The sequence below is a fragment of the Olivibacter sp. 47 genome, from assembly GCF_030372825.1.
Lineage (GTDB): Bacteria > Bacteroidota > Bacteroidia > Sphingobacteriales > Sphingobacteriaceae > Olivibacter > Olivibacter oleidegradans.
This window is the reverse complement of record NZ_JAUCNR010000001.1, coordinates 6014330-6028018: the sequence shown is the minus strand read 5'-3', so window position 1 is coordinate 6028018 and position 13689 is coordinate 6014330. Positions and strand designations below refer to the sequence as shown.

15 protein-coding genes are annotated in these 13689 nt (G+C 37.8%); 7 read left to right on the top strand and 8 right to left on the bottom strand.

Annotated elements, in window-relative coordinates; translation table 11 throughout:
• Window positions 1-186 precede the first annotated feature (186 nt).
• Window positions 187-858 carry a hypothetical protein gene (locus tag QT327_RS26080; RefSeq protein ID WP_289554288.1) on the bottom strand — a complete coding sequence of 224 codons (672 nt, stop codon included), beginning with the start codon at window positions 856-858 and terminating at the stop codon, window positions 187-189.
• A gap of 395 nt (window positions 859-1253) precedes the next feature.
• Here QT327_RS26080 and QT327_RS26075 point away from each other — a divergent pair, with 395 nt between their 5' ends.
• Window positions 1254-2540: a DUF4934 domain-containing protein gene (locus QT327_RS26075; protein WP_289554287.1), complete on the top strand. Its 1287-nt coding sequence runs from the start codon at window positions 1254-1256 to the stop codon at window positions 2538-2540.
• 65 nt (window positions 2541-2605) lie between these two features.
• Window positions 2606-3637 carry a S41 family peptidase gene (locus tag QT327_RS26070; protein ID WP_289554286.1) on the top strand — a complete coding sequence of 344 codons (1032 nt, stop codon included), beginning with the start codon at window positions 2606-2608 and terminating at the stop codon, window positions 3635-3637.
• A 65-nt stretch (window positions 3638-3702) separates the two neighbouring features.
• Here QT327_RS26070 and QT327_RS26065 read toward each other — a convergent pair whose 3' ends face one another.
• Window positions 3703-4152 (bottom strand): GyrI-like domain-containing protein, encoded by a 450-nt coding sequence (locus tag QT327_RS26065; protein ID WP_289554285.1) that lies wholly within the window; start codon window positions 4150-4152, stop codon window positions 3703-3705.
• Between the two features lie 75 nt (window positions 4153-4227).
• On the opposite strand from QT327_RS26065, the gene QT327_RS26060 reads away from it, so the two are divergent.
• The gene (locus QT327_RS26060; protein ID WP_289554284.1) at window positions 4228-4968 is read left to right on the top strand and encodes an ATP-binding protein; all 741 of its coding nucleotides are present in this window, start codon (window positions 4228-4230) and stop codon (window positions 4966-4968) included.
• A 533-nt stretch (window positions 4969-5501) separates the two neighbouring features.
• Window positions 5502-5813, top strand: coding sequence for a hypothetical protein (locus tag QT327_RS26055; RefSeq protein WP_289554283.1), 312 nt, complete (start codon window positions 5502-5504; stop codon window positions 5811-5813).
• Between the two features lie 225 nt (window positions 5814-6038).
• Here the strand turns inward: QT327_RS26055 and QT327_RS26050 are convergent, their stop codons facing one another.
• On the bottom strand, window positions 6039-6410 hold the full coding sequence (locus QT327_RS26050) for a hypothetical protein (RefSeq protein ID WP_289554282.1): 372 nt from the start codon (window positions 6408-6410) through the stop codon (window positions 6039-6041).
• 251 nt (window positions 6411-6661) lie between these two features.
• Here QT327_RS26050 and QT327_RS26045 point away from each other — a divergent pair, with 251 nt between their 5' ends.
• Entirely contained in the window at window positions 6662-6841 is a 180-nt protein-coding gene (locus QT327_RS26045; RefSeq protein ID WP_289554281.1) for a hypothetical protein, read from the top strand.
• 110 nt (window positions 6842-6951) lie between these two features.
• On the opposite strand, the gene QT327_RS26040 is transcribed toward QT327_RS26045, so the two are convergent.
• From QT327_RS26040 to QT327_RS26025, 5 genes are all read right to left on the bottom strand, one after another.
• The gene (locus QT327_RS26040) at window positions 6952-7671 is read right to left on the bottom strand and encodes a hypothetical protein (RefSeq protein WP_289554280.1); all 720 of its coding nucleotides are present in this window, start codon (window positions 7669-7671) and stop codon (window positions 6952-6954) included.
• Window positions 7672-8217: 546 nt separating this feature from the next.
• A complete protein-coding gene (locus QT327_RS28560; protein ID WP_502910543.1) occupies window positions 8218-8580 on the bottom strand; it encodes an HpaII family restriction endonuclease in 363 nt (120 codons plus the stop codon).
• Window positions 8581-8594: 14 nt separating this feature from the next.
• A complete protein-coding gene (locus QT327_RS26035; RefSeq protein ID WP_502910542.1) occupies window positions 8595-9368 on the bottom strand; it encodes an HpaII family restriction endonuclease in 774 nt (257 codons plus the stop codon).
• Between the two features lie 10 nt (window positions 9369-9378).
• Window positions 9379-10617: a DNA cytosine methyltransferase gene (locus QT327_RS26030; protein WP_289554279.1), complete on the bottom strand. Its 1239-nt coding sequence runs from the start codon at window positions 10615-10617 to the stop codon at window positions 9379-9381.
• 176 nt (window positions 10618-10793) lie between these two features.
• Entirely contained in the window at window positions 10794-11426 is a 633-nt protein-coding gene (locus QT327_RS26025; protein WP_289554278.1) for a hypothetical protein, read from the bottom strand.
• Between the two features lie 1542 nt (window positions 11427-12968).
• Between QT327_RS26025 and QT327_RS26020 the strand changes: the two genes are divergently transcribed.
• Together QT327_RS26020 and QT327_RS26015 are read left to right on the top strand one after the other, a co-directional pair.
• Window positions 12969-13145, top strand: coding sequence for a hypothetical protein (locus QT327_RS26020; protein ID WP_289554277.1), 177 nt, complete (start codon window positions 12969-12971; stop codon window positions 13143-13145).
• The coding region (locus QT327_RS26015) for a hypothetical protein (RefSeq protein WP_289554276.1) at window positions 13145-13689 on the top strand (545 nt) is incomplete at its 3' end. The genes QT327_RS26020 and QT327_RS26015, both read left to right, overlap by 1 nt.

The following is a 13689-nucleotide window of genomic DNA, read 5'->3' as shown; positions in this document are numbered from 1 at the left end:
CGTGATGACTTCTATAGTTGGTTTATAAAAATCGATAAATTTTTAGAGTGCAATTGCACCCAGTGGTCAGCCAATGCCAATATAATTAAATTTGTTGAAAGTTTAAAATACGGCGATTTTTAACTTCTCATACTGCAGGTATATTCTTAATTGCAATGAACTACGTTTGTTTTCTTAAAGATGGGTTTATTCAAATATGGAATTTTTTCCGAAAGACCTCAGTAGAAGTCGTTTTATCGATATAATATGTTGGCGGTCTTCCTCGGGAGGGCACTCCTTTTGTAGGTCTTCCGGTGCAAAATAGCTTAGCTTCTTGCTGTCCGTTTTAGTTACCAGCCTGACATTATAGCTGTGGGATTCCATATTCCGACCCTTGTACTCTTCAATCGTGTTGCCATCCTTATCTTTCGTTACTTTTGGTTTAATGGGACATCCCGTGCCCAATATTGCATTATCTTTTAATTGCCACGGGTGGTGTTGCATCAATGCACTCCATAGCCTTTTACCTTTCTTTTCACTTATTGGATGCACTTCAAAGAAGGGGCCGACTACACTGCCGCGACGACTGTATTTCGTTCTGGAAATATAATCGGCTAATGACCTTGACACACCCTCGTAGCTAGGGATTTCGCGCATGGCGTAGCGATAGGAGAATAGGCTTATTGTATCGCCCTTCTTGCTGATGATCAATATGTTTTCCGGTGCAGTGTTAAACGGAATCGAACCGGTAAAGATTATTGTACTGTCGGCATGTAGCCTAAAGATGCTATCCAATTCGTTTATCCGGTCATTGGCTTTAGCAATATGCGTTTGGCATATAAGTGTAGCAAATATCGAAAAAAGTAATATCCGTATCATATTCTTAATCGTTTCCTGTTGGATGTATATAGAAAACAAATTCCATAAAAAGACGCATTGTAGACCGCTCACTAAAAGGCATTAACTTTTGGAGCAGCGGCTAACCAAGAGCTGCTTTTGCCAAGTAATTTTTAAAAGATTCAACATTGCGTAGGCTGCAAGGAGCCCTGTCAGAATATGGCTTTCGGGATATAACACTCTTATGAAGGCTATTGTTGCGCAGAACATTTTCCCTGTTTGAATATGTTTTTTAATAAACAAATGACTGGTAAATTCCCAAAAAATCAACTCAAAAATAAGAATCAAGGTGTTGTTAATGAAGTGTTAAAGGCTCTATTTTATTTCGGGTAAAATGGCGGAATGTATATTTTTATAAAAGAAGACCTAAATCAATTATGGAAAGACCACTGCTTTTGATCAGTATTTTATTTGTGCTTTTAACCCTGTATGGCAATAAGGGGATATCAGCAAACCCTTCAAACATAAATCCTATAAACGATTCAATAGGTAATACAAAAGTAAATCATATCCCCGTCTTTGATCCGGATGCGGTAAAGGGAGTGGGTAACACTTCCGATTTTCTGGATTCGGTTACCTTTGTCATGCTTGAGACCACTCCGGAATCAAAGTTTTCCGAGATAACTCAACTCGAAATCACACCTAAGTACTATATCATTTGGGATAAAGCAAATAATACTATATTGTATTTTGATAAAGAAGGACATTATTTGAAAAAAATAGCGAATACCGATCCAGACCTAGCTGTCCCTTTCAAAAAGATTGATCATTTTTCGATAAATACCAAAAGAAATGAACTGATTTTTAACGACGCCCATTCTTCTTATATGTATGTCTACACGCTGGATGGCACATATAAAAAGCATGTAAAAAAGCCTGCCTACCTCGGCATGAGTTATTATCAGCTGCACAATATAAGGCTGTATTTCCTGGGCTACAATGGAAATGGGTTCAGTGCGGCTGGGATACCTGCAATGAATCTATTTGTGTTCAATGGAGATAAGAAACCAAACACCTTTTTCCCCTTTGACAGCACCCTGGTGGATTATACCGATGTATATACCATTTCAACTAATTTCTATAACAATCAGGATGGTACAGTGAATTTTATAAAAGCATATGATTACAATGTGTATTCGATAGATACAACTGGCAAACTTAGTAAGACCTATCGGATCGATCTGCTGCCCAGTAAGGCTATTCCGGCAGATTTCATGTCGAACGTTGCTTATCGCGGAAAAAGGATGGCCTATACAAACACAAATAGTAAAGTGATTTATTCAGGTGCCGATTTCTTTAAATCGGGAAAAACGGTTGTTTTTCGATTGATAAGCCATTCAGACAGTCCTTTGTTTGTCTATTATAGTACGTCGAAAAGCCTATTCTCTTTGTCGGATTACACTTCAGATAATGCTACCCACCTGCTCCCGGTTATCGAACAGGGAATCCATGCTGTTGATTCAGAGGGGCGATTTATATCTTCCATAAACGCTAAAACACTATTTCAAATAAAGTCATATATGGATAATGAACCAAGTTGGTATCGATTCCTTCCTAGTTCTTTAAATGCGTTTTACAAAATCAATGATCATGCACAAAATCCGGTGTTGACACTACTTTCCATGCAAGAAAAAAACAATTGGAAAATTGGCGGCTCGCTTTGACCTTGTTTTCCGGATCATAAGTCACTGTTAGAAAAGAAACTAATTAATCGCCAATACAATTATCTATGCAAGTATTTTCGTTAGCAAAATATCTACTCCTTATCGTTAGTTTGCTGAGTGGTTTATATTCACAGGCACAGCAACATACGTTGCTAGATCGTATTATACGGCAAACCCAAGAAGGCTCGGTATATCGCAAACGACTATTATGGGATACCCTGAAACCTCAGATATATGCTGCCTATAATACGGCCGGAACGGATACATTAGTTGCGTTACGCGCTGCAGTAGGTTTAATGCTCGATAAACTTGATGATAATCATTCCTTTATACTTTATAAAGGAAAGTATATTGGCCGGGCGGGACGACGCAACACAATGGATCGGCTTAACCAGCAAACCAAAAACGCACTGAAAAAGCAGCTAGGTAGCCCGGTGCATATAGCAAAACTAGCCAACGGTATCGCATATATTAGCGTCCCTGGTATGCCTGCCGGTCCGAAGGATGGTCCCGACAAAGCACACATCTTAGGGCAAAAGCTGCGCGATTCGCTTTGTTCCTTGGATCTCTCGCGTTTAAAGGGTATCATTGTTGATTTACGTCTTAATACCGGCGGAAATATGTACCCGATGATAGGCGGCTTGGGCCCCCTATTAGGGGATGGAAATGCAGGATCCTTTATACGTGATGGGAAAATTTTAAGTACCTGGGGTATTAAGCGGAGTAACGTTTACTTAGGACGGAGAGCTTTCACTACGATAAATAACAATTGCAAGCCAAATAGGAAGTTGAAGATCGCTGTTTTGATAGGACCCGTTACAAGTAGCGCCGGTGAAGCAACCGCTATTTCATTCATCGGAAAGAAGAATGTAAAGTCGTTTGGAGAGCCAACTTCCGGCTTGATTACCGCCAATCAAATGATGGCCTTAGCGGCAGATGTTTATTACTACCTATCTGTTTCAACCGAGGCCGATCGGAATGGAAAAGAATATACAAAACCAATTCAGCCCGACGAGCTTATTATGGATGGTGATAATTTTGAAAATTTACATGCAGATCAAAAAGTTATTGCCGCATTAAAGTGGCTGGAAAATTAACGAAGAAATATGTTATTCATGCATTCAGCTGTTTAGCGTAAACAGCCTTAATTCCATGACCGATTCTACTCCTTTACTGAAAGATAAATATCAATCTCAGCATTTTCCCAGTTATGGCTTCTTTCATCGTAAACTTCAAAATCAAAGCCGAATTTCCGGTTGGTATCTGAATTCCAAATCTTTTTCCAAGCCTCGGTAATGCAGCCTGTCATTTGGCCTTTGGCCATTTCCTTGTGATAGGTCTGTTCTGGAATGATCAATTCGTCCAGATTTTCCGGAACTTGAGTGTCATTTGCTACTTTGCAGCCTATAAAATAGGAAAACAGTCCTTTTTCATCACTTTCATAGTCAAAGTAAACTGCATAAACAGCATCTGAAACTTTGCCAGGAATCTGATCTGCAATTTTTTTAACTTCAAATTTCTGCCATAGCTCGCCGCAATCTTTTCCCGATTGTTCGTTTTCATTTTTAGTCTTTCCTGGTAATCGGAGCCCTACGAGTTTAAATGATTTCATTTAATAATTCTTTGTGATTCGATAGACAAATATAATCAATGCTACTTTTATGGGCCCCATTCCCCCCCTCCATTTGTGGAAAAGCGTCGTTTAGTTTTTTATCAATTCATTTCGGTTACCGTATATCACAAAAGCTACGAAATCGGGAATCCGATCGAAGTACAGGTATGGCCAGATAAAATCGAAATATTAAGTTTTCCGGGGCCAATTCCACCCGTGGATGTTCAAATACTAAATCACCAAAGGCGGATAGTTGCCCGGGATTACCGAAATCGCCGTATCGGTGATTTTTTAAAAGAATTGGACCTTACTGAAGGACGAGGTACGGGTTTTCCGACCATATACCGCACTATGAATAAAAATGGTTCTCCTGATCCTATTTTTGAAACCGACGGCCAGAGCACCCATTTCCTGACTATTCTACCAGCTCGTCAAGAAAAAAATGACCAAGCTAGTAACCAAGCTGGTGTCGGAGTTAAAGGTTTGGTATTTAAAGAATTAGGTGATGTTGTAGCTTTTTTCAAATTACCGAGTAACCAAGCTAGTAACCAAGTTCAAGAGATAATCAATAGAACGGTACATGATAAAGTTGTCCCTATTTTAGGAACTGCTATGCAGTGGATTTCTAGCAGAGATTTGCTTACTCAAATAGGTCTTAGTGTACAATCCAAGAATAAAAACCGTTACCTAACTCCACTGCTTAAAATAGGCTGGCTTCAACTGGAATATCCTGAAAATCAAGCCCACCCTAATCAGCGGTATAAGATTACTGACGCTGGAAATAGGTATTTGGAGTTTGTGAAGTCGATAGGTTAGCTAATAAAGCCAACAATGAGGTATAAAGTTCGCTGATCTATATATTTTGATGGCCGAAAAGAAACCGAAACGGAATTTCTGCTGCTGTGACTTTAATAACTTCGGATTGATGAGCAATCGAAATATGAAAGATATCCGGTTCGCTCAAAATATCAGACTGATTAGGATATAAGAGAAGTACGCTGTTAAAGTCTACCTACGGTTTTAATAGCTTTGATTCCTTTTAGAAAAAGAAACTACTGGCTTAGGTTTAGGCAAATACTACCTATATCTATCAGCTGTATAAGCGCTTTGCTGATTATCATCAGTTTCTTCTCAGAAAGACTTGGAGGACCGAGACGTGCGAAAGTGGTTCCGTTAAGAATTTAAAAAAGAGTAGATTGAGCGTTTAGGATGGAAGCATGAATCTGGAGAGTTTTTTTACGATAAGGCTTCTAGCGTTCTTTCTCAAGTTTTTTTTCGATACAAACAATGCGCTATCTTAAAAATTGCAGAATTCTTATCTTTGCACTCAATCTAAAACCTATTATCCAATGCAATTTAAATTTAGTTACATGTACCGTGATGGAGCTAACTACAAAAACCACGGTGAAGTCATTATCAGCAATCCCGATAACGTAAGTTTAGTAGAGGCCTTGGAAAGGCTACAATTGTGTTTAATCGATGAGATGTACTTTTACGCACATACGTTAGGTGTGCCCGACTTACATTTTCCTCATTGGAATGATCTGTATGACCATAGTTGGCATGAGTTTGTAGCTTTAGAAGAAACCCAAGAACCGCCAACAGTAGAATGGAGCATAAGCGATTTTCTAAATAATTGCGAAAGCTTGCTTAAAAACTGATGAATATCTATCAAGGTGAACGAATATTGTTTTATGAATGATATCGACGAATTATATGTCATGAACGATCAACCTGTTACATGCCTCTTATGTGGTGCCCATAATAGTTTATTCTCTCTGGATTAGGAGTCAAATAAAGAAAAAGGTTAATTTATAGCCCATTGGTACTATGAGTAGAATGCAAGGGAGATTTTCAGTAATATCGAATCTCCTCGCAACCATTAGCTAGAGTACCTCTTCAATCAGGGTGTTCGTTTTGCGGTCGTATGTTATTTTGTGTTTTTTATTTTTATAGTAAGCACTGATGTGCTCTATTTCCAAGGCTTTGTATATTTCGGCAACTCTAGCAAGTCGTTTATCTAATTCTTGTACTGCAGTCGGTATCCTTTCGTTAAGTGCTTCAATCTTTTCAAGTGCGCTGATGTATTTATCCGCTTTGCTTGCACTGACAATGTTTGCTTTTCGATATTCGTCTTTAACCTTCTTTTTTGCGTCAATTAATTTTACCTTGCTCGTTTCAAGTTCTTTTCGTTGGTATTCAACAAGCTTTTTTTGTTCGAAGTATGCTGCTATACGTTCTAATAAGAGATTTCCCATTCCCTAAAATAAAAATCATATTCATTTTTCGAAAATTTACTTTTATACTGTTTTTGATTATGTCGTAAGCTCAATTTTTCCCAAGCTTACGGGAAACCGTAAAACCGTCAGTATTTCTCTCCTTAGTTTTGGTGTATAAAAACAATCAATAGATAAAGACTAAACAATAACATTTCTAAAAATTAAAAAGAAAGGAGAAATAAAAATGGCTAGTTACTATATTAATAACAATCAGCAGGCAAACGGTGATTATGAGGTGCACAGACAAGGTTGTCTTTACTTTCCAACTCAGGATTATACCTATCTCGGTGAATTCTATTCATGTAATGGAGCTGTCCAAGAGGCTAAAAATAGATATCCAAATAGATATCGGATTAATGGCTGCTACACCTGCTGTAAAGAATGCCATACTACTTGATCTGTCCATTTAATTAAACACAAGGCTATCGCATTCCTTAAAAGGATAGCCTTGTGAATAGTGCTAAACATGTAGATAACAATTACCGAAAAATATGAAAACTTAGCCATAGCTTTTAATACCCTATTTAAAATAATCAACCACGGGATATTCACGGTAGGAGCGACGATCGGTATTTGTCCAGAATACCGATTTTTTTCCAAAAGCCTTTAGGAGTAATTCCTTAACCTTAATGGCTTGTTTACGTCCATCTTTTCCGGGGCATGCTTTTTCCAGCACTTCGGGAGCGTAATACCGTAAGCGTTTGGTGCCATTTTTTGTTAACAGATCGAAGAAATAGGTGTGTAAATCATGCTGGCCTAATCGCTCTTCCGTTACCGTATTTCCCTTTTCGTCTGTTGTTACCTTCTTTATAGGTGGGCAGCCAGAGCCATAGGAATTATCATCAGCCATTTTCCACGGATTCAGCTCCATTAACTGTCTCCAGATCTTTAGTCCATCCTTAAGAGGCATTTCATGTACAGAAAAAAAAGGCCCGAATTTAGAGACGTTTCGGGGAAATTGCTTGTCACGAATAAAGTCACCAAGCGAATCAGGTAGGGCTTCATATCTAGGAATATCATTGTGATCGTAATGATAAGTGAAAAAGCTTACCGTATCCCCCTTTTTGCTTACAATAAATACATTTTTTGGCTCTGCTGAAAACGGAACGGATCCGCTGAAGATCAAGGTGCTATCCGCATAACGAGTAAATACTTCTTCAAACTCATCTACGCGATGTTTAGTGGCCAACGTTGTTAATGGTAACGAAAGGGTTAATATCAGTATATGTAAAATTTGCATGGTCTTTTAACTAATGATGAATTACTAAACATTTTTCCATAATGTCAAGTGCTGCGAGAGGCAGAAAAATAAAACGGCCACTTAATTACATAACGGCGTTCCGTTGTTTGGTTTGTCCTTACCTCCCATATAGTTTGACGATTTTTCTTCTATGCCCCGTCTGAAATGGTATATTTTAAGAATGGCGGAAATAGGAATATAGGTATTTGGGTCCAATTCTCTGTAACACATAATAGGTGTGTGAATTGCCAGGTAAGCTGAATATTGTGATCAAAAAATTCAGATTGGCTATTTTCATTGATGGTAAGTTTTAGCACGGTTACAACTGGGTGAAAAAAAACATCCGATAAAAAGCAATAAAGTTCTCTGGATAACCAAGATAGATCACAATATGTAGCTAAACCATATTAAAAAAGAACGACTACATGCCATGGGTTACACGGAATGAAGGAGTTGAAAAAGAACTTATCGAAGTTGGTCAATCAGGTAATGTTGTATGCAAAGAAGCAAAAAGAAACCGAATACCTTTTACAATTGATTCCCCTTTTAAGTGAACCTTACTTGAAGATTAATCTTATAATACAGTTTATTTTGCTCCTCATAAAGCCAACCATAGTAATATTTCTTTCCATTGCTTTTTGGAAATCCGGGATTTAATTCATCTTCTCCGGTAGAGGCCTGTTCAAACATTGTGTTGTTAAGAAGATAATTACTAAAAAGATTGAAGTCGTAAACATGGAAACAAACTATGTCGCCATCATTTTTTGCAATTATGACACCGCCAAATGAATCATATTCGCCTATCCAGGGAGTTTCTGCCGTCATACCCATAGCAGATTCGATTAAGAATCGTTTTATTTTACTTTCGTAAAATTTTTGGCCTGAGGTTTCACCTCCATAAAATTCCATGGGATCGTTGGCCTCTAAGAGTTCTGTGACTTTTTTATCGATGGTTCCCTAAAAAACCATCGATAGTACAAGGCCCAAGCCATTACTTCTGGAAGATCTCCATCAACTATTTTTAGATTTTTCCAAAGTTTACGGGACTGAATATCTTTGAATTTTAAACGACATCCCATTCTATGGAGCTCATTAAGCCGATAAGTCAACCTAGATGTTTTGTTTGGTGATTTATAGGTGTTTTTGTTAAAATCAGTAAGGTCGCAATTTGATTTGTTTTCAACCTCATATATGAAATTATTACCTAATCCTGTATTGAACAACGTGGAGTCATTTCCGAGCAGAGATTTTATACTAAATCCAAGGTCAGTTTCTTTAGCAAGACGGTGATCATAAATTCTTAATTTTATATCAGCTTTGGTGGATGAATCTGCTTTAAGTTTGGTGATCAGAAGATCTCTTTCCAATGATTCACCGATTGGATTTATAGGAAAGGTTTTCCCTTTTCCAGCTTTTATGCCTTTTAATATCTCTTTCGAAATAGTTGTAAACTCGTCTATTGATACAGTGGCAACATGCTCGGCGGTTGAATTGATTACTTTATAAATCGTAATGTCATCGGCCCTACGGAAATCGAGGCGATAATTCCGTTCGTCTTTATACGCGGTGACTATTTCATAGACATTGTCAGGATCTTTGTTAAGGGAAAAATCGGATTGAAAAAGCTTTCCATCAGCAATAACCTTTATCAATACATACAATTCGCTCCATTCTCCTTTATTTCCAACTAATGGCATAAGTACACTTTTAATTAGGTTGTTGCAGATTCAACTTTGCTAACAATTTTTCGGCCGTAGCTTGAATGGCTGGTACGGCAACCGAGTTTCCGAATTGTTTATAGGCTTGGACGTCCGATACACAAATCCTGTACGTGTCTGGAAAACCTTGCAGACGGGCCCACTCACGGGGAGTCATTTTCCTTATTCCTTCACGGTTTACTTCTCCTTTTATTTTGGTAACAGGGGTAAAGTTGCTAAGCCGTTCATCAATTATCAGATTTCGCTCTCTGCCCATACCGCCACATACAACGGCATTAGCAATACTATCATTTGGTATTATCTCAAATCCGAATCCATTGCCTTTGCTTTCGTGTCTCGCTTTATGCTCTTTTAAGGTTTTTAGGTATTGAGTTGATAAGTAGTATTTTACTGAGACCTCCTCCTTTTCAAGGATGTCTTCTATAGCGACCGGTTGATCCAACGGTTCAGGATATTCAAACTGATCAATTCCCAAATCTTTATGATAGCCAATAATGAAAATACGTTCTCTGTTCTGAGGCACTCCGAAATCTTTTGCGTTGATAATCTGTGGGTCTGGCACAAAATAGTTTAGATCGTCTCTCAATACGTTTAATATCGTATTTAAGGTTCTTCCTTTGTCATGGTTTCTGAGTCCCTTTACATTTTCCAAGAAAAAGGCTTTAGGCTGATGACGCCTAATAATTTCAGCGACATCAAAAAAAAGTGTTCCACGCGTATCTTCAAATCCACCTCTTTTTCCGGCAATGGAAAATGCCTGACAAGGGAACCCCGCACAAAGAACATCGAAACGTTTTGGAATGAAGCCTTTGGTTGACTCTTTCGTGATATCACCAAAAGGCACTTCTCCAAAATTAAATTCATAAGTCCTCTTTGCGCTTTCGTCCCACTCGCTAGTAAAGACGCATTTACCCCCCAGATTTTGAAATGCCAACCGAAACCCACCAATACCTGCGAAGAGGTCTATAAAGGTAAATTTCGGTTTGTCAGGGGCAGGGAAAGGTATGTCCCATTTTATCGGAACTAATTTCTTTAACGGTACAGCTTGGATCTTTTCGTTTCCCTGTTGGATTTCTTGATAGTATGAAATGGCCCGTTCCGCATAATCGATTGTATCCTCCAACGTGAAGTTCTGCAAATAATGGGTTAGGATAGCTACATTTTCCGCAGATCCGTTCATCTTTTCGATATTAAGATGTTTCCTAAAGTCCGAATAATTGACTTTCATAAGTATTTCGATGATAACCGTTCAAAAAGGTGAAAATATTAAAAGTACAAATATGCTAAAAAAATTAGTTTATTTGAAAAGAAAACGCTTTTCCTCAGGATAAAAGTAAAAAGATTCTCTCTGTGATAGGGTCATTGTGGAAACATTGGAACAATGTTGAAAAAATAGCTGGAAAATCAATATTTCGTGCGAGGAGCAGGCTTAATCAATTTACCCGGGATATCAGGCACGTTTGGATTACGTGCCTGTAGAAAAAGTGTCAGGTTCCAATATACGTAATCCGTTGCAATACGGAGATGTTGACTAAGGTATTCAAACCATTCGTCCTGTATCACAATGCGGTCTCTGTGTAGATGGTACATGGGTTTGTTAAGACCTTCTTGCGAATATTGATAGATGGCATTCCTCTCGCTTTTAGGATACCAAGGGCTAAGGAACCAATGCGGAACCTGCTTATCAAAATGGAACAATAGTTTATGCGTAAGCGGATTGTCTGTTTCCACAAGCATGCTTTTAATCAATGGCTTTGGTGCGTCTATGGTAATCCCCTCGATCTCTTTAATTTGCCTTACCGCATCTTGAATTAAGTCTTGTTGACCAAATGACACATTGAAGTAGTTCACGGTATACCACATGTTTGCAATCATGCTAGCAAAGAGCTGGTGCTTGTCTAGCTCTTTCTGTTCATCCTGAACTCCATCCAATATAGCTAAAAGCCAATAGAATTTGTATGTGGCGGATGTATTGTTAAAACATGCTGCCAAACGATGAACAGGAACAGTGTTGCTTATTGGAAACGTATGTGTCATTTAAACAAAAATAGGAATAATAAAAAACGGAGTCCGGATTCATTAGCTTTAGATAACAGTCCATAGGGAAGTCAATTACGGATTTTTGCTGCTACTTTTGTATTATAACAAATCCTCCCATAGGTGAAGAATCCATCAAGGTGCCCAGTTTCGAAAAGAAAATTGCTAGATTAATTACTTCCTAGTTCTACTTTTTATCCAAGCCAAAAATTTGTCTAAGACTACAAACAAAGCATTATTAAGTATGATGGTAAGAAAGCCGAAGTACGGTGAAATTTTTGTGAATACCTCATTTCGTGTGTCAATAAACTCTCTGACATTCTCAAACTTTTTTCCATAAATGTGGTCTGCAAATGGGTCGGCCGCAAAAGTGCTATAATAGCCAGCAGACAGAAGTCTATGCATATAAATACCAAAGATATCAGTAGTTTTTTTCGAGATTGGGACAATGATAAACAAGAGATAATATAGGTTGAAATGAAAAAGGTTAAATAGTTCGGAAGCTAAGGAGGTTTTAAGAAATAATAAGGCTATACCAAGCCATATAGAAAGGAGAAGAAGATCGGGAATTAGAAGTAAGACGAATCCAAGTGCGAAATTGGCCTTTTTGAGTGGATATTGCACCTTACTTTCAATATGGGATAAACGAGGCCATAATGATTTCATTGAAGACACCATTATGCTTGCAAGAGTAAATAGCCCAAGGATTGCTATCAAATAGTTGACTGGAAAAGGTACAAAATTCAGGTAGATAAGCGAAAGCCCGAAAATGAATGAAGCGATAAAAACAGGTACTTTTAAATTCGAAGTTTTCATAAGCGATTTATTATGGAATGCCAATAGCAAGTTAAGAATTTTTCCGTTATTTCAATAACCAAACTGAGTTTACTTGATTGGCTTCTAGCTCACATCCACTACGGGAAACCTTAAAAATATAAAGGAAAATGATTTTACATTTATGGATAGACTAATATAGGTCTTAACCAGGCAATTTGGTGCTGAAAAATCATACCGAATTGTTAAAAGGAAAGAAAAGTGGATTAATCCACCTCTGTTGAAAATTATTTATGTAGAATTGAAATTTAATTTACACCTTTGTTTTGTAAGTGGTTAGAACCTAGTGAAATCTGCGGTTTCCGAGCTATTTTTAACGCGTAATATCGGTCGTGTATTGATGCCGTGATACACAATCATTAGGCAGTTAGTGCTTGTAACCTTTCGAATAATCAACATAAAATTGTATATTTTTTCTAATAAATAAAAGTTAGATGATAAAAACAAAAAAGTACAGGTCTGATATATGAGTTAAAGCTCAGGAGCTCTCACCTTCCTGAGCCTTAGTAAATATATCATTCGCACAGAGGGTAGAAGTGCAGAACGAAAGAGATGAAACTCTATTTTTATAACGCGCAAAGTTAGCAATTGTTGCTGCCGGCGCAAGCAAAAATCTCACATTCTCTCCTTCTCTTTCCAGTGCCTTTAGCGCCAAGCTGTTTCTGGCGCACATGTCTTAGACATGGCAATAATAAATCGCTATATAAGATGGCAACAAATGGAAAACCAGGCGATAATCGTCGGCATGGAGCAGTCAAGGACCGCTCTCAAGCGTTCAACCCCAGAACGGAACAGTGGGTAAAAAGAGATGCTTCTACAGGCAAATTTATGGATGTTAAACAAGATGGTGCTCTTTTTAAGGGAGTAAGGAAGGAGAGTAGGTGATGATTAAGTTAGCTTTAAGTAAATTGGAACTAGCCCGAGTGAACTTATCAGCGGTTGTTCAAGGAATGCTTCACGATACAGGTCCAGGCGGTAGTCAAGGTTTTACAGCAAAATGGAAGACAGTTGTTCGAGATTATCATGAAGAAGATCGCGAATTCGACTTTTCATTGAAAAAGATGGACGATACATTGTGGCAATCCTTTAAGGAAACGTCTGTTAATACATCAAGGCGAAAGCTTTTTTGTGACAGTTTTAAGGACTATGTTAAGGAATTTAAAGATCTCGGATTAACAATAGACAAATTTCAATTGAACTTGAATTGGCAGATCATACCTCAAGCAAAAATCACTGGTCACTCTCCTTTTTTATGTTCAATAAAAGACAAACCGATTGCGTATTATTTCTCTGAAACAGGAGGTAACTGGAGAACGGAATTGAAGTATCCTATTCTACAAATTTTTTTAGCAGAGTATTTCTATAAATGTAATGTTGAAGAGGTTCAAATAGGAATTTATAATATAAAGGAGCGGAAATTTGAACTTAA